Annotated in this window: 22 protein-coding genes and 1 riboswitch; all 22 genes read right to left on the minus strand. The window is 28.7% G+C overall.

Annotated features, from left to right (window positions below):
• Positions 1-216: 216 nt before the first annotated feature.
• Complete coding sequence (locus KGF42_RS13365) at positions 217-795, minus strand: bifunctional precorrin-2 dehydrogenase/sirohydrochlorin ferrochelatase (protein WP_227822389.1); 579 nt, start codon at positions 793-795, stop codon at positions 217-219.
• A gap of 155 nt (positions 796-950) precedes the next feature.
• On the minus strand, positions 951-1,916 hold the full coding sequence (gene hemB / locus KGF42_RS13370; RefSeq protein ID WP_227826500.1) for a porphobilinogen synthase: 966 nt from the start codon (positions 1,914-1,916) through the stop codon (positions 951-953).
• A 16-nt stretch (positions 1,917-1,932) separates the two neighbouring features.
• Positions 1,933-3,432 carry a uroporphyrinogen-III C-methyltransferase gene (cobA, locus tag KGF42_RS13375; RefSeq protein WP_227826501.1) on the minus strand — a complete coding sequence of 500 codons (1,500 nt, stop codon included), beginning with the start codon at positions 3,430-3,432 and terminating at the stop codon, positions 1,933-1,935.
• Positions 3,422-4,327: a hydroxymethylbilane synthase gene (gene hemC, locus KGF42_RS13380; RefSeq protein ID WP_054275281.1), complete on the minus strand. Its 906-nt coding sequence runs from the start codon at positions 4,325-4,327 to the stop codon at positions 3,422-3,424. The genes cobA and hemC overlap by 11 nt, the downstream gene beginning before the upstream one ends.
• Positions 4,328-4,339: 12 nt before the next feature.
• On the minus strand, positions 4,340-5,830 hold the full coding sequence (locus KGF42_RS13385) for a cobalt-factor II C(20)-methyltransferase (protein ID WP_054275282.1): 1,491 nt from the start codon (positions 5,828-5,830) through the stop codon (positions 4,340-4,342).
• 18 nt (positions 5,831-5,848) lie between these two features.
• Positions 5,849-6,601 (minus strand): precorrin-6A reductase, encoded by a 753-nt coding sequence (gene cobK, locus KGF42_RS13390; RefSeq protein WP_227822391.1) that lies wholly within the window; start codon positions 6,599-6,601, stop codon positions 5,849-5,851.
• Positions 6,598-7,323 carry a precorrin-3B C(17)-methyltransferase gene (gene cobJ, locus KGF42_RS13395; protein WP_227822392.1) on the minus strand — a complete coding sequence of 242 codons (726 nt, stop codon included), beginning with the start codon at positions 7,321-7,323 and terminating at the stop codon, positions 6,598-6,600. Before cobJ ends, cobK begins: the two co-directional genes overlap by 4 nt.
• Complete coding sequence (gene cbiG, locus KGF42_RS13400; protein WP_227826502.1) at positions 7,320-8,441, minus strand: cobalt-precorrin 5A hydrolase; 1,122 nt, start codon at positions 8,439-8,441, stop codon at positions 7,320-7,322. The genes cobJ and cbiG overlap by 4 nt, the downstream gene beginning before the upstream one ends.
• Complete coding sequence (locus KGF42_RS13405) at positions 8,425-9,177, minus strand: cobalt-precorrin-4 methyltransferase (RefSeq protein WP_107596127.1); 753 nt, start codon at positions 9,175-9,177, stop codon at positions 8,425-8,427. The genes cbiG and KGF42_RS13405 overlap by 17 nt, the downstream gene beginning before the upstream one ends.
• Entirely contained in the window at positions 9,170-9,745 is a 576-nt protein-coding gene (locus KGF42_RS13410) for a decarboxylating cobalt-precorrin-6B (C(15))-methyltransferase (protein WP_227822394.1), read from the minus strand. Before KGF42_RS13410 ends, KGF42_RS13405 begins: the two co-directional genes overlap by 8 nt.
• Positions 9,735-10,343: a cobalt-precorrin-7 (C(5))-methyltransferase gene (locus tag KGF42_RS13415; protein WP_227822395.1), complete on the minus strand. Its 609-nt coding sequence runs from the start codon at positions 10,341-10,343 to the stop codon at positions 9,735-9,737. The genes KGF42_RS13410 and KGF42_RS13415 overlap by 11 nt, the downstream gene beginning before the upstream one ends.
• On the minus strand, positions 10,340-11,566 hold the full coding sequence (cbiD, locus tag KGF42_RS13420; protein WP_227826503.1) for a cobalt-precorrin-5B (C(1))-methyltransferase CbiD: 1,227 nt from the start codon (positions 11,564-11,566) through the stop codon (positions 10,340-10,342). Before cbiD ends, KGF42_RS13415 begins: the two co-directional genes overlap by 4 nt.
• A gap of 8 nt (positions 11,567-11,574) precedes the next feature.
• Entirely contained in the window at positions 11,575-12,207 is a 633-nt protein-coding gene (locus KGF42_RS13425; RefSeq protein WP_227822397.1) for a cobalt-precorrin-8 methylmutase, read from the minus strand.
• On the minus strand, positions 12,195-13,082 hold the full coding sequence (locus KGF42_RS13430) for a cobalamin biosynthesis protein (RefSeq protein ID WP_227822398.1): 888 nt from the start codon (positions 13,080-13,082) through the stop codon (positions 12,195-12,197). The genes KGF42_RS13425 and KGF42_RS13430 overlap by 13 nt, the downstream gene beginning before the upstream one ends.
• 1 nt (position 13,083) lies before the next feature.
• Entirely contained in the window at positions 13,084-14,148 is a 1,065-nt protein-coding gene (locus tag KGF42_RS13435; protein WP_227822399.1) for a threonine-phosphate decarboxylase, read from the minus strand.
• 31 nt (positions 14,149-14,179) lie between these two features.
• Complete coding sequence (gene cbiB / locus KGF42_RS13440) at positions 14,180-15,151, minus strand: adenosylcobinamide-phosphate synthase CbiB (RefSeq protein ID WP_227822400.1); 972 nt, start codon at positions 15,149-15,151, stop codon at positions 14,180-14,182.
• Complete coding sequence (locus tag KGF42_RS13445; protein WP_227822401.1) at positions 15,152-16,528, minus strand: cobyrinate a,c-diamide synthase; 1,377 nt, start codon at positions 16,526-16,528, stop codon at positions 15,152-15,154.
• Between the two features lie 38 nt (positions 16,529-16,566).
• Entirely contained in the window at positions 16,567-18,081 is a 1,515-nt protein-coding gene (locus tag KGF42_RS13450; protein ID WP_311315311.1) for a cobyric acid synthase, read from the minus strand.
• A 114-nt stretch (positions 18,082-18,195) separates the two neighbouring features.
• A riboswitch (cobalamin riboswitch) is annotated at positions 18,196-18,375 on the minus strand.
• A gap of 66 nt (positions 18,376-18,441) precedes the next feature.
• Positions 18,442-19,056 (minus strand): histidine phosphatase family protein, encoded by a 615-nt coding sequence (locus KGF42_RS13455; RefSeq protein WP_054275294.1) that lies wholly within the window; start codon positions 19,054-19,056, stop codon positions 18,442-18,444.
• A gap of 19 nt (positions 19,057-19,075) precedes the next feature.
• Positions 19,076-19,849, minus strand: a complete 774-nt coding sequence (gene cobS / locus KGF42_RS13460) for an adenosylcobinamide-GDP ribazoletransferase (RefSeq protein WP_227822402.1) — start codon at positions 19,847-19,849, stop codon at positions 19,076-19,078.
• Between the two features lie 9 nt (positions 19,850-19,858).
• The gene (gene cobU / locus KGF42_RS13465; protein ID WP_227826504.1) at positions 19,859-20,419 is read right to left on the minus strand and encodes a bifunctional adenosylcobinamide kinase/adenosylcobinamide-phosphate guanylyltransferase; all 561 of its coding nucleotides are present in this window, start codon (positions 20,417-20,419) and stop codon (positions 19,859-19,861) included.
• A 31-nt stretch (positions 20,420-20,450) separates the two neighbouring features.
• A complete protein-coding gene (gene cobT, locus KGF42_RS13470; RefSeq protein ID WP_227822404.1) occupies positions 20,451-21,497 on the minus strand; it encodes a nicotinate-nucleotide--dimethylbenzimidazole phosphoribosyltransferase in 1,047 nt (348 codons plus the stop codon).
• Between the last annotated feature and the right edge of the window lie 8 nt (positions 21,498-21,505).

Here is a 21,505-nt window from a genome sequence, read left to right on the forward strand (position 1 = left end):
AGCCAGGATCAAACTCTCAAATAAAAGTTTATCAGGCTCAGATACTATTGTTATCAAAATATCTGGCTTTATGGTTTGTTTCTTGTTTATAAATTAACCTACTGTTTAATTTTCAAAGTTCATTTTTCATGTTTGCCCTTTTCTTAAGGACAAGTAATACTATATCACCTTAAAAATAATCCGTCAACACATTTTTAACATTTTTTATTTTGTTTTTTATATATTAAGTTTCTTTAGTTCTTCTAAGTCAAGTGTTATCAACATATTAAGCATATCTTTTCTTTTAATTTTATCTTCATATTTTTTTATAATTTTTTTTCTAATATCACCTAATACGTTTAAATACTCCTCATAATCTTCACTATATATTTCTTCAAGCTCCTTCTTTATCTTAGATGACAGTGAAGGGCTTTTACCTCCAGTAGATACACTTATAAGTAAATCGCCTCTTTTTATATATGATGGAACAGTAAAATTTGATATTTCTAAATTATCAACAACATTTACTAATTTCTTTTTTGCTCTACAATACAATCCTATTTCCATATTTAGTTCTCTATTGTTTGTAGCAACAATTATAACAGAAGCACTTTCTATATACATTTTTTTATAATCATCTTTTATTATTTTTATATTCCCTTCTAAATCATAAAATTTATTTAAAATTTGTTTAGAAACTATAGTAACATTCTTATTAAAATTTAAAAAATTTTTACATTTCCTATATGCAACTTCTCCTCCGCCAATTATAACTACATCTAACTCATCTAATTTTAAATTAATAGGATATAGCATTTTCTACCTCCAAAATTTATTTAATTAAATAAATAAATAAAGTATAGAAATTGCAAATTAGTTTCTATTCTTATTCAATAAGTATCTAAATAAAAATACTATAGAGTATCCAATTACAATTTCTATACTTTTAAGATTCTTTATGATTCTAGAATTTATTTTTTCAACAACTTAGCAATATCCTTAGCAAAATAAGTTATTATTATATCTGCTCCTGCTCTTTTTATAGATGTAATTGATTCTAGAATTACATCTTCATTTAATAAACCTTCTTTAACAGCACACTTAAGCATAGAGTATTCTCCACTTACATTATAAGCTGCTAGAGGTAAATCAAAATTATCTTTAACTCTTCTTATAATATCTAAATATGATAATGCAGGTTTAACCATAAGTATATCTGCACCTTCCAATATATCAAGTTCAGTTTCTATTATAGCTTCATTGCTATTTGCTGGGTCCATTTGATATGTTTTTCTATCTCCAAAAGATGGTGCTGAATGAGCAGCCTCTCTAAAAGGTCCATAGTAATTTGAAGCGTATTTAACACTGTAAGCCATTATTCCTACATTTTCTAATCCATTTTCATCTAAAGCTTCTCTTATTGCTTGTATTCTTCCATCCATCATATCAGATGGAGCAACCATATCAGCTCCTGCTTTAGCATGACTTACAGATATTTTAGCCAAATACTCCAATGATTTATCATTGTCAACATAACCAGTATCAGTTAGAATTCCACAATGCCCATGACTTGTATATTGGCACATACAAACATCTGTTATTACATTTATATTTGGATTTATTTCTTTTACCTTTCTAATTGCCTTTTGAACTATTCCATTATCATTAAAAGCTTGTGAAGCACACTCATCTTTTTCATCTGGAACACCAAATAACATTATATGTTCAATTCCCAACTCACTTATTTCTTTTATTTCTTCTTCTAACATATCTATAGATAAATGATAGACATCTGGTAAAGCTTTAACTTCTTCTTTTATATTTTCTCCCTCTACTACAAATAGTGGATATATTAAATCTTCTATATTCACTTTAGTTTCTCTTACTAAATTTCTGATTGCTTTACTTGCTCTTAGTCTTCTTGGTCTTCTTAACATATTCAAGCCTCCAAAATTAATTTTTTATAATTAAATCTACTAACGAATCTATAGTAGATGTAGCAGATTCTTTGTACAATTTTATTCCTAAACTATTTATTGTCTCTGTAGTTATAGGCCCTATAGATAATGTTTTTATTTTGTCTAATATTTTAATATTTTCTTTTCCTATAATTTCAACGAGATTATTTACCGTTGAGGAACTAGTAAATGTTATATAATCTATATCATTAGAATTTAAAATATCTAATATCTCATCTTTTTTATCCTCATCTATTACTGTTCTATATATATGTACTTCTGTTACTTTACAAATAGTCTTAAGCTTGTCAACCAGATAATCTCTAGCATTTTCTGCTCTAGGAATAAGTATACTATCATTATCATTTAAAATAAGCATTAACTCTTCATACAGTGATTCTGCTACAAATTTTTTTGGTACTATATCTGCTAGAATTCCTCTTTTTTTCAATTCATTTGATGTAGCAGAGCCTATAGCACATATCTTTAAATTAGATAATATCCTTAAATCAAAATTCATTTCATATATCTTTTCAAAAAAGATTTCTACAGCATTTTTACTAGTTAATACTAGATAATTATACTTATTTATATTTTTTATTTCGTTTTCTAACTTAATATTATTTTGTATTTTTTCTATCTTAATAGTAGGTATTTCTATTGGATTTCCACCTAAATCCATTATTTTTTCTACCAATGCACTATTTTGATTTCTAGACCTAGTTACAGCAATACTTTTTCCAAATAAAGGTTTATTTTCAAAAAAATTCAACTTTTCTCTAAGTCCTACAACGCTTCCAACTACTATAAGAGTTGGAGGTTTTACTTTTTCTTTAATAGCAGCTTCATAAACATTCTCAAGTGTGGATGTAACAACCCTTTGATTATATCTAGTTGCCCAACTTATAAGAGCAACAGGTGTATCCTTGTCTTTTCCCTCTTTCATTAGGTTTTCACTTATTTTCTTTAGATTTGAGATTCCCATCAAAAATACAAGTGTACCTTTATTATTTGCAAGAGCATTCCAGTTTAATTCTCCACTATCATCACCCTTCAAATGACCTGTTATTACATGAAATGATGAAGCATGGTCTCTATGTGTTATAGGTATACCAGCATAACATAAACCTCCTATAGCAGAAGTTATACCTGGAACTACTTCAAATTCTATACCTTCATCTACTAAAGTCTCTGCTTCTTCTCCTCCTCTACCAAACACATAAGGGTCTCCACCCTTAAGACGAGTTACAAGTTTTCCTTCTTTAGCTTTTTCTGCTATGATTCTATTTATATCTTCTTGTGGCAAAATATGATTACTTGACGCCTTTCCTACATATATAAGTTCACAATCAGACTTAGCTTCTCTTAAATAGCTACTATTTGCTAATCTATCATACACTATTACATCCGACTTTCTTATACACTCTAAACCTTTTAAAGTCATGAGTTTATAATCACCTGGTCCTGCACCTACTAAGTAAACCTTACCCTTCATAATTCTCATACTCCTTCAACACAAGTTTAGCTAACTTTAAACCTAACTCTCTAGGAGAAGAAATATCTCCATCTATAGACTTGATTACTACTTTATTTCCTTCTGAATCTCCATATAAGCCAGTAAGATGTATTTTATCTTGGATTATTTCACAATAAGCTGCCATTGGAATATGACAACTTCCATTTACACCATCCAAAAATCCTCTTTCAGCCAATATTTGAATTTCTGTATTCTCATCTTTTAGTGAATTCACTATTTCCTCTATCTTACTATCGTTACTTCTAATCTCAATAGCTAAGGCTCCTTGGGCAGGTGCTGGAATAACAACATCAACAGGTAAATAAGAACTTATTTTGTCTTGTAAATTAGCTCTTATTATTCCTGACGCTGCCAACACAATCCCATGCATATTTTCATCTTTTATTTTTCGTATCCTAGTTTCCACATTACCTCTAACTTGCACTATATTTAAGTCAGGTCTTTGTTTCAATAATTGAAATTTTCTTCTTTTACTTCCTGTTCCTATTACTGCTCCATGAGGTAAATCATCTAAATTTTTATATCCTTCTCTAAGTATTAAAACATCTCTTGGGTCTTCTCTCTTAGGTGTATGAGCAAATTTTAGTCCATCTGCTAAATAAGAAGGCATATCCTTCATACTATGTACTGCTATATCTATTTTTCTGTCTAATAATTGTTGCTCTATTTCTTTGACAAACAATCCTTTATCGCCTATTTTATCCAGCGAAACATTTTGAATTAAATCTCCTTTTGTCTTTATAACTTTAATTTCAAAACTAATCTCTGGATACTTCTTTTTTAATTCATTTATTACCCATTCTGTTTGTATAAGCGCTAGATTACTACCCCTAGTTCCAACCACTATATTCATATTAAGTCTCCTTTAAATATTGCTTTCACCTATTTTATTATCTTTATTTACTAGTATAGTAGAAAAATAAGATATCTTCTCTTCAAGGTGCGCTTCTTTTAAATCTGTAAACACATTTTCGCTTTCTTGAGACGAATTACTTACTAAAATAGCATGTTCTATTAAATCATACTTTTCTAATTTTTTTATTATTTCTTTGAAATTTTTATACACCTTCATCAATACTATTGAGTTATAATTTTGCAAAGCGTATTCTATTTTATCATCTTCCATAGTACAAGGAATTACTACTAATGCTTCTTTATCCATGACTAATGGAAAATTCTGATTAGATGCTATATTAGAAAATGATGAAATTCCTGGTATAGTTTCGACTTCTATCTCTCCTAATATTCTTTTCATTATATACACATATGTACTATAAATCATAGGGTCTCCTAATGTCACAAACCCTACATTTTTACCATCATTAACATCTGAGATAATCTCTTGTGCTACATTATCCCAAGCTAAGCTCTTTTCATTCCCATCAAAACTCATTGGGAAATGTCTAGACTTTATCTCAACTGATTCAGGTAAATATTCACTAACTATTGATAAAGCTAGACTATCTCCACCTTTTTTTGATTCTGGAGTGTATAGAATATCCAGTTTCTTTAAAGTGCTAACCGCCTTTATTGTAAGTAAAGAACCATCTCCTGGCCCTGCTCCTATACCATAAAACTTAGCATTTTCTGCACATTTAAGAGCATGACGAACAAATTTATCTTGTATATAAGAATTTTCTCCTAGTCCTTTTAAATGAATTCTTACATTAAATCCATTTTCTTCTAGTATTGTTTTCCAAGAATCTTCTTCATCTCCTGCCATATCATTTATAGCATGGTCTCCTGCAACTAACATAAATGGCATCAAATTTACAGTTTTTATATTTCCTTCTTTCAGTCGTCTTATTACATGTTCTATTTCTGGATACCCTTCAACTGTGCCAACATAAGCATTTACTCCATTATCTCTAAGCATGTATTCTAATGCTGGATATGCTGAATGTGATTCATGAAGTGTTCCATGTCCCATAAATACTACTGCTTCATCACTTTCCATATGAGGAATTTGATGCTTAATTGCCTCTACAGCTTCCTGATAATCTTCAATATGTGTAAGTAAAGGTCTTCCTAATACAATCTTTTTAAATTTAGAAGAATAGCCATCTACTTGTTCCTTTAATTTGTTAAATTCTTCTCCACATATAATATGAAGTGTTTGAATTATTACTTCATCATATCCTTGCTCATATATTTTATCTAAAGCTTGTATAGGATTATCTATGTCTATTCCATCTCTTTTTTTTATTTTGTTTATTATCATATTGGATGTATAAGCTCTAAAAAAATCATAATTTTTTAATGAATTTTTTATTTTATCTTCACATATATCTATTGTCTTTTCTCTTGTTTCATGATAACTTGTACCAAAACTCACTACTAATAAAGCTTTCTTCATATATTCTCCTCCTAAAAATTACACAAGTATGTCTTTAATTTTATTTATGTCATTAATTACGTTTTCGTAGTTAATCAATTCTCTTTTTATAATTATTACAGGTATATTGAAAGTTTTACATGCATTTACTTTCTCTAAAAAACCACCAGCTATTCCACTTTCTTTTGTTATAACTAAGTCTATGTTGTAATGTTTATATACTTCTTCGTTTATACACTGACTAAACGGGCCTTTCATAGCTATTATATTATCTGCACTTAAACCTAATTTTTCACAACTTAATATGACTTCACTAGTTGGAAGAACTCTAACAACTAAATTTTTATCATTTATTTCTTCTACAAATTTATTTAGATTTTTACTTCCTGTTCCTATGAATATATTTTTTCCTATTTTATTTGCTATTTTACAGGCTTCTTCGATTGTATCTACTATAAATTTATTGTCATAATCTATTTCTTCAATTAGAGATTTCCTCTCAAACCTTATATAATCTATATTTGATAACTTTGCACAAGTAATAGCATTTTGGGATACCTCAACTGCATAAGGATGAGTGGCATCTATTATTTTCACTATATTATTATCTCCTATAAATTTTAGCATATCTTCTTTTCCAAGCTTCCCTAAAATTACATTTTCTGCATGTCGTTGTGCAAGTTCCTTTCCATAATCTGTAGTCACTGAAAGTATATATGGTTGATTTTTCAGTTCATTTATCTTATCACATATAGATAGACTATCTGAAGTTCCTCCTAAAATCAAAATCATACCGTATAACCTCTTGGAGTTATTATCAACTCACCATCAATATAAGTAGATTTATTTCCGATTATAACCATCGTGGTCATATCGACTTTTTCAAAGTCCATATTTTCAAAAGTACATACAAATTTTTCTTCTTTTTCTCTACCTACATCTTTTACCACTCCAACAGGTGTATCTCCACTTTTAAACTCACCCATTATTTTAAATGCTTTGCTTAGATGCTCACTTCTTCCCTTACTTCTTGGATTATATAAACAAATTACAAAATCAGCTTCAGCAGCTAATCTCAACCTTTTTTCAATTACCTCCCATGGAGTCATTAAATCGCTTAAACTTATGTGACAGAAATCGTGCATAATAGGAGCTCCAAGTATGGCCGCTGCACCAATGCTTGCAGTAACACCTGGAATCACTTTTACTTTTATATCTTCATCTTCTTTAGATATTAATTCTAGAATAAGTCCTGCCATTCCATATATTCCAGCATCACCACTACTTACAATTGCTACTTTTTTTCCTTTCTTTGCTTCCTCTACTGCTTGTTTACATCTATCAACTTCTTGCCTCATACCATTTTGGATTATTTCTTTATCCTGTATAAATTCTTCTATTAAATTTATATAGGTCTTATACCCAACAATAGCCTCAGAATCTTCTATTGCTTTTATTGCCTCTAAAGTCATTGTATCTTTACTTCCTGGCCCAATTCCTACAACGTATATCATATTTTTATTCTCCCTACTGAAAAAGTTATTCCTTTGTATTTATGTTTTTCAACTATTAAATTACCTTTGCTCAAAATATATGCTACAGGTTCTGCTACTGAATACACCCCTACATTTTTTTTAACAAAATCAGACTTATCAAATAGATTATCAACCTTGGATATTTCATCTATCGAAAATGTCTTAAATGGTACTTTTAGTATTCTTGATAAATCAATTATGGCTTTTTCATCTTTTTTCAGCTCTATGCTTCCAACTGTGTTTATTGCTCTAATATCTATATTTTGTTTATTAAGAAATTCTACAAGTGAATTATACATTAACTTGCTATCGGTATTTCTTCTACAACCAATTCCTATCACTATATCTTTTGGAATTACCTTTACTATTTTTTCGTTACTACAGTCATGTTCAAATTTATTATCCATGTTTAAATTTCCAATATCTCTAATACAATTTATTTTATGGCTTACTATAACTACCTTTTCTATGTAATTATTTGAAAAACTATCTTTTAATTCGTTACTATTTTCTATAAACTTAAATCCTCTAGTATCAACTTGATATCCCTCATCAACATACAAACCAACACATTTATTGTTCACTAGCATAGAATTCACTTCTTTTACATTTTCTCTGAAGTTATCAATGTATGCATCTAGATTTTTTGCTATCATGTCTAAAGAAGCTTTTTGGTTTACATCAGTAGCTGTTGTTATTACTGGATTAGCATCAATAAGACTACTTATATAATGTGTTAAACTGTTTGCTCCTCCAATATGCCCACTCAATAAACTTATTACGTTTTTGCCTTTTTCATCCATCACTAAAATTGCAGGGTCACTAAACTTACTCACTATATATGGTGCTATACTTCGTACAACTATACCTGTAGCCATTATAAATACTATATAATCAAATTTATTAAATACTTCTCCTACAAAATCACTTAGCTTCTTTTGAACTATATGTACACATATTTCTTCATCATATAAATCACTTTTTTTATTTTTTATTTGATATACAACACAGTTATTTAATAGAGATTTTATCTTTATAGCTAGATTTTTCCCATTTTTTGTAATACAGATTATGGCAATATTACCCTCTATACTCATGTTTAAAATCCTTGTCATATAACTTTGAGTTATTATATTCTTCTCCTAAAAATCTTCCAACCATTATTAAAGCAGTCTTATTTATGTTGTTTTCTTTAACTTTTACAGCTATATCACTTAAAGTTCCTTTAACTATTTTTTCATCTGCCCAAGTTGCTTTATATATAACTGCTATAGGAGTATCTTTTGGATATCCACCTTCCAGTAATCTAGACACAACTTTCTCAATTTCTTGAACAGATAAAAATATTACCATAGATGTTTGGTGCTTAGCATATGATTGTATTGATTCTTTCTCTGGAACCGGAGTTCTGCCTTCCATTCTTGTTATAATTACACTTTGAGAAATTTCTGGAACTGTATATTCAACTCCTAAAGATGAAGCTGCTCCTAAAAACGAACTTACTCCTGGTGTGCAGTCATAATCTATATTCAATTTGTTTAAATCTTCCACTTGTTCCCTAATTGAACCATATATAGAAAAATCACCTGTTTGTAATCTCACAACAGATTTATTATTTTCTATACCCTCTCTCATAACATCTATTATCTCTTGTAAATCCATATGTGCGCTATTATGTATTTGGCAACCTTCTTTACAGTATTCTAAAAGTTCAGGATTAACAAGTGAGCCTGCATATATTACCACATCTGCATTGCTCAATAATTTGTATCCCTTTAATGTTATTAGCTCTTTATCTCCAGGTCCTGCTCCTACAAAATGTACTTTATTCATCATCATTTTCCCCTTTTTCACAAGATATTATATATATAGGATTTAGTGGTTTAAAGTATTCACCTTTTCCTAGTTTCTCTAGTTTAGAAACATTCAAAACACATACATCTATTTCTTTAAATCCATGTTTTTTAAGCAGTTTTAAAGTTTGATTAAATGTGTCTATTATTATAAAATTGGCTACAAGTCTTCCTCCTGTAACCAGATTTTTTTTAGACCATTCTATTATCTCTTCCAGATTATTTCCTGTTCCCCCAAGAAAAATAGACTCAACTTTGGTATTTAATCCTACATTAATTGGAGCATACCCTTTTATTACTTCTATATTTTTTAAGTTAAACTTTTTTATGTTTTTATCTATAAGTTCTATAGCATCATCATTTTTCTCTATGGATATAACATTTAAATTAGGATAATTGTATGCAGCTTCAATACTTACACTTCCTGTACCAGCCCCTATGTCTATGAAATTTTTAGCATTTACTAAATTTAACTTACTTATTGATATTGCTCTAACTTCTTCTTTGGTAATTGGAACTTTACCTGTTATAAATTCACTATTCTTCATCTAAAATCACCACAACATTCATCTCGAAATTGTCCATTCTTATTATCTCTTCTGGTTTTGCTATTGTTATTTTTTCATTGTCATATGATAAATTTTCTCCTACAACAATAATTTTATTTAGATTTCTATCTATTATTTCCTTGCTTATTTGTTTTGGTCCTATCTTAGAATCTGTAACCATACATACTTTTTTATGTGATAATATGTAATCAAAATCTGGTACTTTACCATGACTACTTGTAATATATACATCATTCATATCAACATATATTTTTGAGAATATATATTGTAAAGAACTAATTCCAGAAACCATATTTAGCATCTTATTGTCAATATTTTTAGATAGATATCTACCTATCCCATATATTAGTGGGTCACCAGACGCTATTATTGATATTTGCTTTTCTTTATTGTTATTTATATACTCTAGAATTTCTCTCAAATTAGAATCTAGGACTATTTTTTCTCCTTCAAAGTTTTTTATAGATTCTAGATTCCTCTTACCACCAATTAATACATCAGAAGTGGAAATTAAATTTTCACCTTTTTTTGTTATATAGTCTAAGTTTCCAGGTCCTAGACCTATTATGTTTATCATATAAAGACCTCCACTAAATCATCTGTATTATCCGATTTACCTAATAAAGACTTATCCATTGAAAACATGATTACTTCCACATCAATATCATCTGAATCTTCATTTAAGTATTGCTTTACTCTCTCTCTACATTTATTACTCAATATATTATATACTTGTCTATATTCACTATTATTTATTAACTCTACAGCTTCTTCAGCAGTTAGGCATTGATTTATTTTATTTAAAAATTCATATGTAGCTCCCATTAAGGCTAAGTTTGCTACTAATATCTCGCTTCTAGCATCTGCTACCTTACTATGAGTATTGAAAATACCAGCAGATACTTTTATGAATTTACCTATATGACCTGCCATTAAGATTTTCTTATATCCTATTCTTTGAGCTTCTTTAATCATATAACCTACAAAGTTGCTTGTCCTAACTACATACTTAATGTCCAAGTTTAGTTTTTCTCTTATAAACTGTTCTCCATGATTTCCTGGAACCAGTATTATTTTATCTAAACCCTGTTCTTTTTTCATTTGAAGTTCTATAGACAAAGATTTTTTCCATCCCTCATCACTCATAGGTTCAACAATTCCAGTTGTGCCTATTATAGATATTCCTCCAACTATACCTAATCTTGGATTAAAGGTTTTTTTTGCTATGGTTTCTCCTTGTGGAGCAAAGATTGTTATTTTTAAAACTTTATTATTTCCAAGTATAAATTCAAAATTATCCCCTATGAGCTTTCTTATTTCATGATTTATCATCTTAAGCGGAGTCGGATTTATAGCAGGCTTACCAATATCTACACTGAGCCCTTTTTTCGTAACCACACCAATACCAATTCCACCATAAACCCTAATAAACTTATAGAGTTCACTTTGACACTCACTATTGGTACTTAAACTATCTATATCCTTTAGAGTAAGATACTCTTTGTTCTTATCATTTTTAGATACAATTTCAGCTCTTGCATAAATATCCATGGTATGAGTTGCATCTATATCATCTCCACCATCTTTTTTTATGGAACATTCGACAAAGGTATCAGAAATATTTACATTATCAACTTTTAGTGATAATGGTATCCCTTTAGGAGTATCTATATTTATAGTATCAATTTTATTTTTTGTAATAAGCATATATACAGCAGCCTTAGATGCACCTGTAGCACATGAACCTGTAGTATATCCTCTTCTATATTTTTTACCATCTATATATACATATTCTTCCATATAGGTACCTACATAGTATATAATATAGCATTTACTATTGCTGCTGCTAAATTACTGCCACCTTTTCTACCTTTAGATATTATATATGGTATATCTGTTTTTTCAACTTCATCTTTTGATTCTTGCGCTCCTACAAAACCTACAGGAACTCCTATAACTGCATCTAAATCTAATCTACCTTCTGATTTCATCTCCATAACTTTATATAAAGCCGTTGGTGCATTACCTAAAACGAATATTTTTCTTCCTTCTTCTTTAGCTGCAATTTCTACTGCTGCCATAGAACGAGTAATCTCTTTTTCTTTAGCTAATTTTGCAGTTTCATCATCTGCCACTAAACATTTATACTTACATCCTAATGATTCTAACTTTCTTTTATTTATACCACTAAGAGCCATATTTGTATCAGTATAAATACTTGCATTATTTTTTAATGCATCTATTATACTATCAACTGCTTCTTCTGATATTTTTAATATATCTAAGTAATCAAAATCCGCAGTAGTATGTATAGCTCTCTTTATTATTTTTTCTTCGATATTATTCTTAAATTTATAATCTGGTCTAATTTCGTCTATTATTTCTTGTATCAATTCAAAACTTTTTTCTTCTATTTTCATAGGATTCTTTATGTATTCCATTCTATTTCCCCCTTAATTCCTCCATTGATTATGTTTAGTGTATAAATTTTATTATATACAGAGTTTATGTTAGACTCATATAAAGCATCTATCACCTTTTTATCATCTATAAACTTATCAATTAAAATACCTACTACCGTTCCACTGTGAGCAATGTTTACTCCATATGCTCCATATTTTTTCGATATTTTTATTATTTCACTTAAGTACTCTTTTTTTTCTATATTCTCATTCGCTAAACTACTCAATGTACAAGCCTCTCCAACTAAAGATAAATTATCATTTTTTAATCCTTCTTCTAAAAGAGCAAATGACTTTTTTATAATTTCTTTATTTTCTATTTTTAACTTATTGTAGTCTTGCCTCAACCTAATTTTCATAGTATCCAGTACCTTATTTGGTTCAAGTATTACAACTTTTGCATTGGTTAAATTTCCTAGGTATTTTATAACAGTTCCATTTAGAGGATTAAATATACTGTTTTTATCTATAAATATAGAATCTGTTGGTTCTATTTCAGTTGCTAATTTAGAAATCTCTTCACTACTTAACTCTTTATTTATCAATGATAATGTTGCCTTTATGGTAGCTCCTATATCAGCAGTTGAACTTGCCATACCTTTTCCAACAGGTATTTTACTATTTATATTTAAAGAAATATTCTTAGTATCTTTTTTAGGCAAATTAAATTTTTCAAATACTTTTTCAATTGCTAATCTTGACTTATATCTACCCAAATTTATGTCTCTTAATTTTTCTTCAATGTAGACCTTAGAATACATATCTATTGCATATGAACATAAATATTCTTCATTATCAATTATCCCTTGTACAAATTCTCCACAAGATGCTGGGCATACTCCATAAGATTTCATTTTAATCACCCAATAAATTTTTCATATTTTCTATAAGAATTTTATTATCTTCATGAGATTTTATAGCCACTCTTATAAAGCTATCATCTAATCCTATAAAGTTAGATGCATCTCTAACTAATATGTTTCCTTGCTTAAACAAAGCTTTTTTTAATTCTTTAGCTGTTTTTTTATATATTTTTATCAAAATAAAATTAGCATCTGTATCATAGGCCTTTATATTTCTTATGTTTCTCAACTCTTGTAACATAGAGTTTCTTTCTTTTATGTAATACTCTTTACTATTTTTAATATACTCTTTATCTTTAAAAATAAAATTGGATAGTATGTCTGCAAAAGAATTTATAGTCCACGGTTCTTTGTATTCATAAATTTTGTCCATAATGTTGGTGTTACTTGTAAGACCATATCCTAACCTTAAACCAGGCATACCAAAAAACTTAGTCACAGCTTTAATTATAAATACATTTTCATTTAATTCTATGTCCTTAACCAAACTATATTCACTTTCATCTTCAACAAATTCCATGAAAGTTTCATCAATTATTAACACCTTATTATGTTGACCTAATAAATCAACAAGTTCCTTTAAATCTTGGACATTGCCACTAGGATTATTAGGATTACATATAAATAAGCTATCAAATTTTTCAATGTTTTTTTTAATTATATCTATATCAAGTTGAAAATTATTATCTAAATCTAAATCTATAATATCTAGATTATTTAACTCAGCACTTCTTCTATACTCTGAAAAGGTCGGATTTATTATAGCTAATCTTTTTTTAATACTCTTCATAAGCAAATAAATCACTTCTGTTGCACCATTTCCAGGTATTATAAAGTTTGGATTTATATCTATATATTTTGATATATTTTCTCTCAAGTTTGTATAATTTATATCTGGATAATTCCTGCACTCTTCTAATCCTCTTAAAATGTATCTTTCTAAATTTGGTAATACATTTGGATTTATATTTGAACTAAAATCAATTATTTCTTTTGGGTCTTTCCCATATAATCTTGCCATTTCATCTACATTGGCACCATGCCCTAAATCCTTCATCTATGTCCCCCTTAAGTTAGCAAACAATAATTTATATAATTAGGTTAATTAAAATCATCCTACATAACACATATACTAGTGTAAATACCAACATAGATACAAATGAAGATGCATACATAATTTTATTAGTTTTAATTATATCCTCTTTATCTATATCCCTAAGCTTATCCCCTATTGTTGGCTTATACACTTTTTCCCCAAAATAAACATTGGTACCTCCTAATTGTATTCCTAGAGCACCAGATACAGCCCCTTCTGAAAAAGCACAATTTGGACTTTTATGATTCTTTCTATCTCTAATAGAAATCCTAAAACAATTCCTATAGTCATAACTTAAAAAGAAACTTCCAATCGTCATAAGAATAACAGATATTCTAGCTGGTATATAATTGGCTATATCATCAATCTTAGCAGAAGCAAAACCAATATCTTTATATTTTTTATTTTTATATCCAACTGTTGAATCCAATGTATTTATAGCTTTATATGCCATAGCAAGTGGTGCTCCTCCAATAAAGGCATAAAACATAGGCGCAATTATACCATCTACAGTATTTTCCGCAACAGTTTCTACAGTTGCTCTTATTATCTCAGACTCACTTAAACTGGTGGTATCTCTCCCTACTATATAAGATAGCTGAATTCTAGACTTTTCTATATCTTCACTTTTTAATACATTATAGATTTTCAATGCTTCATCTTTTAAACATTTTGTGGCTAGTGTTGTATAAATTATAAAACTATTTATTACAATACTCAATAATATATTAAAACTAAATAACTTCACTATAGCATAAGTTATTAAATATGTTATTCCAACAGTTATAAACCATAATATAAATCCACCAAATTTTAACTGCCTATCATTTTTAGATACCTTCCTTATTATACCTTGAGTAAAATTTATAAGTTTACCAATAAATCTCACTGGATGAGGAAAAGAATATGGGTCTCCTACAATTAAGTCTGTTACATATCCTATATAAATAGATAAAATATTCATTTACTCATTTCCTTTATTCAAAAAATTTTCTATACAGCTTAAGTTATTATAAAAATGAGTATGAAGATATGTAACTAGAGTGTTTCCTTTACTATAACCACCATCCCACTCTTCTACTATATTTCCATCCCTTTCTTTTTTCATTGAATATACACATTTTTCATCACTTTCAAATATTGAATGATGAAACTCATGTCCTTTAATAGATTCCCCTTTTTTAGATAAAAGAGTATTTTCCTTGGCTACACCAATACAGTACCCAAATCTCTTTAAGGAAGATGTCATCCTGCTAATTCCACTGAATATACCAACCATATTAAATTCTTCTTCTTCTTGATTCAATAGTTTCTCACCTAGATACATCAGCCCTCCACATTCTGCATAAATAGGTATGTTATTATTATGTGCTTCTAATATAGAAGTTCTCATTGATTCATTTGCTTCTAGCTCTTTTCCAAATATCTCTGGAAAACCTCCTCCAATATAAATATAATCTGAATTTGGTACTGATGTATCTTCAAGAGGACTAAAGTAGTTTATTTCTAACCCAAGTTCTTCTAATAGCTCTATATTTTCTCTATAATAAAAATTGAATGCTTTATCATATGCTATAGCTATTGATTTATTATTAATGTGTTCTTTTATTTTATTATTTTCTATCAAAGTTTGAAAATCAAAATCACTCTCAAATTCGTCACTTTCTGATATTTCAATTATTCTATCAATATCTATATAGTTTTCAATTTCATCTGCTAGAGTGTAAAATTTTTCTCTTAATGATTTCATTTCTACACTAGGAACTAATCCTAAATGTCTAGATTCTAAAGAAAATTTATTATTTGGAGGAAAGTACCCCAACACTTCAACATTACAATACTTTTCTATAGAACTCTTGATTATTTGATAATGGCTACTAGTCTTTACATTGTTTACTATGACACCTTTTATATTTACATCTTTATCTAGTTCCTTATATCCAAGTACCATAGCAGCACTAGACGCTGCCATAGATTTTCCATTTATAACTAATATAACAGGTGATTTTAGTACCTTTGAAGTATGTGAACTTGTACAATTATCTAAATCTATTCCAAATCCATCATATAACCCCATAACACCTTCTATTACTGAAATATCTGCGTCCTTTGAGGACTTATTTACTATATACTTTATTTTTTCATCATCTAGCATATAAGAATCTAAATTTCTGGAATGTCTTCCAGTTATAAAAGTGTGATATGAAGGGTCTATATAGTCTGGCCCTACTTTATATGGCTGTACTTTCATATTTCTCTTAACCAAAGCTTGCATTATTCCTAATGATATTGTTGTTTTACCTACTCCACTACTAGTACCCGCAATTAAAATTTTTTTCATAATACACCTCCTACCTAAATTATAAATAAAAGTTACCCTTATTTCATAATCTCATATATTTTTTCTATATCTAAATGTTCTCTTAAAAAATCAGCTAACTTATCATACTCTTTATCCTTAAATTCATTAAAAGAGTTTACTTTACTTTCTAATTCTTCTAAGCCTTTTTTCTTTCTTATATTGTTTAAAATTGCTCTTGTAAAACTTATTTCATCAAATATTCCATGAAGATAAGTCCCAATTACATTCCCTTCTTTATTTACACTTCCTTCAGTATAATTAACCTCTTTATCCAGTTTTTTGGTTATCAAATCTAAGCTTCTTACATCATTACCTCGATTTGTAATACCCATATGAATTTCATAACCTTTTACTTTCTTACCTTTGAGGTCATTCATATATTCACTACTACATTCAATAATGGTAGCCTCTACCTGTGTTGTAGTCTTTTCTTTCTCAAATATTGTTTCTGTATCTAAAAGACCCATTCCATTAACTTCTTCAATTTCACTTTCAACATGATAAGGGTCTTTTAATTTTTTACCTAACATTTGATATCCACCACATATACCAAATATCAATTTACCTTGACTATGTAAATTTTTAATTTGTGACTCAAGACCACTTTTTCTTATATATGTTAAATCGTCTATAGTACTTTTAGTTCCAGGTATTATTACCATGTCTGGATTTCCCAAAGATTCTCCATAGTCTACATATCTAATACTTACATCTTCCTGTGTTTCAAATATATTAAAATCTGTAAAATTTGACATATGTAGAGTTCTAATTATTTCTATGTGTATATCACTTTTATCCATTTTTTTCTTAAATCTAGTGGTTACGCTGTCTTCATCTTCTATTTTTATATCTGTATAAGGGACTACTCCTATGACAGGTACTTTTATGATGTCTTCTAACATCTTTACACCATCTTGTAAAAGTTCTTTTTTCCCTCTGAATTTATTGATTATTACACCTTTTACTCTTTTTTTCTCGTCTTCATTTAATAGAAGCATTGTCCCAGCTAATGATGCAAATACTCCACCTCTATCAATATCTCCAACTATTATTACAGGTGCATCAGCTATTTCTGCCATACCCATATTAGATATATCTCTATCTTTTAAATTTATTTCTGCATTACTTCCTGCACCTTCCATAACTACAATATCATATCTTGAATTCAAGCTGTTAAAGGTTTCCCTTAATACATCTACTAACTCCAATTTATAGTCATGATACTTAGAAGAAGGCATTTCTCCCACAACTTTACCTCTTACAATAACTTGACTTTTATTATTTCCAGAAGGCTTTAATAAAACTGGATTCATATCAGCTATTGGCTCTATTTTTGCAGCCTCCGCTTGAAATACTTGTGCTCTTCCCATTTCTAACCCTTCTTTAGTTATAAAAGAATTTAAAGCCATATTTTGTGACTTAAAAGGAGCAACAGTGTAACCATCTTGCTTAAATATTCTACATAATCCTGCTACTAATACACTTTTACCTACATTTGAAGCTGTTCCTTGTAGCATTATTTTTTTCCCCACTTTCCATCCCTCCTTGTTAAAATTTACTAAAAGACAAATTAAAAAAAGTCCTAATACTTCTAAAGATAGGACTTTTATATATATTAATTAAAAATCTTTCACCCCGAAGACCTCTTGTTTTAAATTAAATTAGGCAGGTATCCTGGCTTAACTTCATCCTACTTCTATAACCTTCCCATCAAATTGACAGTGGTATTTATAGTTTCGTTGGTTTCACAGTAGCGGGGGCTGCAAAGGCATCTAACCTTTTTCCCTTTTAACATCTAATTAAGAACCTAATTTTAATCTAATATTCTATTTTCATTGTTAATTTTACAGATATATTACAAGTACATATTGTAATATTTAGTTTTGATTAAATTATATAAAGTCTGTAAAATTCATTTTATCTATTACAGCAAATCCACTATCAACTTCTAAAACTGTAATAGATGCATTATCAATTTTAAAGTTCCAGTGATATTTATAACTACCAGAAATCAAGTGTGTTATTATATTTCTTATTGTTCCTGCATGAGAACATACAAGTATTGTTTTTGTATCTGAATTACTATCATTTTCTAAAATTATATTATCAATTTCTTTTGCCACTCTTTCATAAGAGTCTACCAAACTTTCTCCATTTGGATATCTATAGTTACTACCTTCTTCTATCATTTTTTCAAACTCACTTGGATATTTGATTTTAATATCTTCAAAAGTTATTCCTTCAAAGTCTCCAAAACTAATTTCTCTTAGAGCTTCTTTTTCTTCTATTTCTAATAATTTCAATTTTGATATTTTTTTTATTGTATCTTTAGTACGTGTAGATGGTGTTGTATAAATCTTGTCTATTTTTTCATGACTTAAATATCTAGTAATTTTATTTATTTGCAGTTCACCCTCTTCACTAATACAACTATTTATATGACCTGACAATTTTCCTTTTTTATTATCATCTGTCAGTGCATGTCTTATTAATATTAATCTTATCATATTATCACCACTTTTTAGTTTAAAAAAACATAAAAATTAACAAATATATGTAAATCAAATATACAAGCTCTGAAAGTTCTATTCCACAGCCTAATATATCTCCTGTTACTCCATCAATTTTTGCATAAATATGCTTTTTAAATAATATTATAAATATAAAAACTACTATAACTGAACCTAATACCTTAATCAACACTATATTAGGTAATAAGAATATAAATTTAGTAATAAGACCAACTATTAATAATGTGTATATTATAGCTGTTATTAACATACTTGTAGTCAATTTTCCTATAAATAAATTTCCCATTCCTTTTTCTCTTGGAGTCACAGTTTTATATGTCAATAACATTACTCCTAGCCTTGCAATCATTGGCATAAAAATTATAACCCATAATGAATTATTACTTATTATATTGTATATAAATCCAATTTTTAATAAAAGTACAAACATAATTGCTAAAAGTGAATTTGTACCCAATCTTGAATCTTTCATTATTTCAAGCATTTTTTCTTTATCTCTATAACTGTATATTGCATCAAATGTATCTCCTAATCCATCTATATGAAGTCCTCCTGTAATTAAGACACCAGCTAGAGTTATTATTATAGAAGCTATAAATGGTTCAAATAAAAGCATAGAAATCCATCCTACTAAATAGGTTAATATACCTATGACAAAACCTACAAGTGGAAAATATACTATTGATTTATAAAATTCATCATCAAATCCTACATTTAATTTTATAGGTATCCTTGTCAAAAACTGTAGTATTAAAATAAATCTTTTCATAGTCACATACTACTCCTTTATTTTCATGGGTATTCCACTAACTACAAAATAAACTTCATTACTTTTTGATGCTATATATTGATTTATACGACCTACAATGTCAGCATATATCCTACTAAGTTTATTCCCAGGAACAATTCCCATACCTAATTCATTCGTCACAAATACAAAGTATAGATTTGTTTTTTCTATTTCTTCAATAAGTTTACTAATTTGTTCTTTTATGTACTCTTCTAATTTATTTATTTCTTCTTGAGTAGAGTCTTCTATATTTGGATTGTGTTTAAACATTAGATTATTTACTAATAATGTTACACAATCCAGTATAACAGTTTCATGTTCTTTGTATATCTCTTCAATTATGGAATATATATCTTCATATATTTCATATGTATTCCAGTTTCTAGGTCTATTCTCTTGATGCTTTTTTACTCTATCTTTCATTTCATCATCAAATGGAATAGAAGTAGCTATATAGGCTGTATTATTATGCTTGTCCAAACATAGTTTTTCTGCAAAGTTACTCTTTCCTGACCTAGCTCCTCCTGTTACTAGAATAATTTTACTCATCAAAACACTCCTACATATTAAATTTTTATATTTATCTTCCCATGTCAATTTCATCAAAAGTTGCCATATTCTTGTAAGTATAATTTGAAGCTTCTATTATATTAAACGCTAAAGCAGCTCCACTTCCCTCACCTAACCTCATATCCATATTTAATAGAGGGTCTAACTTCAATATATCTAATGCTCTTTTAGTTCCTGATTCTGCTGACAAATGAGATGCTATCATATATTCTCTAGTTTTTGGATTTATCTTATATGCAATTAATGCTGCTGCATAAGAAATAAATCCATCAATTACTACTGGAATTCTATTAGCACTACATCCTAATATAACACCTGCCATTGAACCTATTTCAAATCCACCTACTTTAGATAAAATATCTACTCCATCAGTTGGATTTGGATTATTAATTTCAATAGCTTTTCTAATTACTTCAGCCTTATGTTTTAGTCTCTCTTTCTTAAGACCTGCACCTATACCAGTAACCTCTAAAGGGTCACGCCCTGAAATTACAGATATTATTGCTGTACTTGGAGTAGTATTTGCTATACCCATCTCTCCAATACCAATAACCTTATAATCTTTTTCTATACACTGTTCTGCTATTTCAATACCTATCTCTAAACATCTAATAGCTTCTTGTTTACTCATAGCTGGACCTTTTGCCATATTTGATGTCCCTTTTCTTATCTTGTAATCTAACACTCCATCTAGTTTTTCATCACAGTTTATTCCTACATCTACAGCTACAACATCTGCCCCTACAAATTTACTTATTACTCCAACTCCACACAGACCTTTCGAAAAATTTGGGAATTGTAGTTTTGTTATATTTTGAGGGTCAGGTGCTACTCCTTCTTCATATACACCATGGTCTCCAGCAAAAGCTATTATAACTTTTTTACTTGTATCAAAAGTTTCATTACCAAATATTCCTGCTAATTGCATGCAAATATCTTCTATCTTTCCTAAGCTTCCAGTTGGATGTATGAGCCTGTCCAATCTCTGCTTTGTTTTTTCAATAGAAGAATTATCTAGAGAATATATGTTTTTTGATATACTTTCTAATAAACTCATTTTTTATC

It is taken from the genome of Clostridioides sp. ZZV15-6383, from assembly GCF_020657735.1.
Taxonomy (GTDB): Bacteria; Bacillota; Clostridia; order Peptostreptococcales; family Peptostreptococcaceae; genus Clostridioides; species Clostridioides difficile_D.

Excerpts from the sequence above, each read along its gene's own strand:
- KGF42_RS13365 (WP_227822389.1), bottom strand. The coding sequence starts at position 795 with ATGCTATATCCTATTAATTTAAAATTAGATGAGTTAGATGTAGTTATA.
- hemB (WP_227826500.1), bottom strand. The coding sequence starts at position 1,916 with ATGTTAAGAAGACCAAGAAGACTAAGAGCAAGTAAAGCAATCAGAAAT.
- cobA (WP_227826501.1), bottom strand. The coding sequence starts at position 3,432 with ATGAAGGGTAAGGTTTACTTAGTAGGTGCAGGACCAGGTGATTATAAA.
- hemC (WP_054275281.1), bottom strand. The coding sequence starts at position 4,327 with ATGAATATAGTGGTTGGAACTAGGGGTAGTAATCTAGCGCTTATACAA.
- KGF42_RS13385 (WP_054275282.1), bottom strand. The coding sequence starts at position 5,830 with ATGAAGAAAGCTTTATTAGTAGTGAGTTTTGGTACAAGTTATCATGAA.
- cobK (WP_227822391.1), bottom strand. The coding sequence starts at position 6,601 with ATGATTTTGATTTTAGGAGGAACTTCAGATAGTCTATCTATATGTGAT.
- cobJ (WP_227822392.1), bottom strand. The coding sequence starts at position 7,323 with ATGATATACGTTGTAGGAATTGGGCCAGGAAGTAAAGATACAATGACT.
- cbiG (WP_227826502.1), bottom strand. The coding sequence starts at position 8,441 with ATGAGTATAGAGGGTAATATTGCCATAATCTGTATTACAAAAAATGGG.
- KGF42_RS13405 (WP_107596127.1), bottom strand. The coding sequence starts at position 9,177 with ATGAATAAAGTACATTTTGTAGGAGCAGGACCTGGAGATAAAGAGCTA.
- KGF42_RS13410 (WP_227822394.1), bottom strand. The coding sequence starts at position 9,745 with ATGAAGAATAGTGAATTTATAACAGGTAAAGTTCCAATTACCAAAGAA.
- KGF42_RS13415 (WP_227822395.1), bottom strand. The coding sequence starts at position 10,343 with ATGATAAACATAATAGGTCTAGGACCTGGAAACTTAGACTATATAACA.
- cbiD (WP_227826503.1), bottom strand. The coding sequence starts at position 11,566 with ATGGAAGAATATGTATATATAGATGGTAAAAAATATAGAAGAGGATAT.
- KGF42_RS13425 (WP_227822397.1), bottom strand. The coding sequence starts at position 12,207 with ATGGAATACATAAAGAATCCTATGAAAATAGAAGAAAAAAGTTTTGAA.
- KGF42_RS13430 (WP_227822398.1), bottom strand. The coding sequence starts at position 13,082 with ATGAAATCTTATGGAGTATGCCCAGCATCTTGTGGAGAATTTGTACAA.
- KGF42_RS13435 (WP_227822399.1), bottom strand. The coding sequence starts at position 14,148 with ATGAAGGATTTAGGGCATGGTGCCAATGTAGATGAAATGGCAAGATTA.
- cbiB (WP_227822400.1), bottom strand. The coding sequence starts at position 15,151 with ATGAATATTTTATCTATTTATATAGGATATGTAACAGACTTAATTGTA.
- KGF42_RS13445 (WP_227822401.1), bottom strand. The coding sequence starts at position 16,528 with ATGAAAAAAATTTTAATTGCGGGTACTAGTAGTGGAGTAGGTAAAACA.
- KGF42_RS13455 (WP_054275294.1), bottom strand. The coding sequence starts at position 19,056 with ATGATAAGATTAATATTAATAAGACATGCACTGACAGATGATAATAAA.
- cobS (WP_227822402.1), bottom strand. The coding sequence starts at position 19,849 with ATGAAAAGATTTATTTTAATACTACAGTTTTTGACAAGGATACCTATA.
- cobU (WP_227826504.1), bottom strand. The coding sequence starts at position 20,419 with ATGAGTAAAATTATTCTAGTAACAGGAGGAGCTAGGTCAGGAAAGAGT.
- cobT (WP_227822404.1), bottom strand. The coding sequence starts at position 21,497 with ATGAGTTTATTAGAAAGTATATCAAAAAACATATATTCTCTAGATAAT.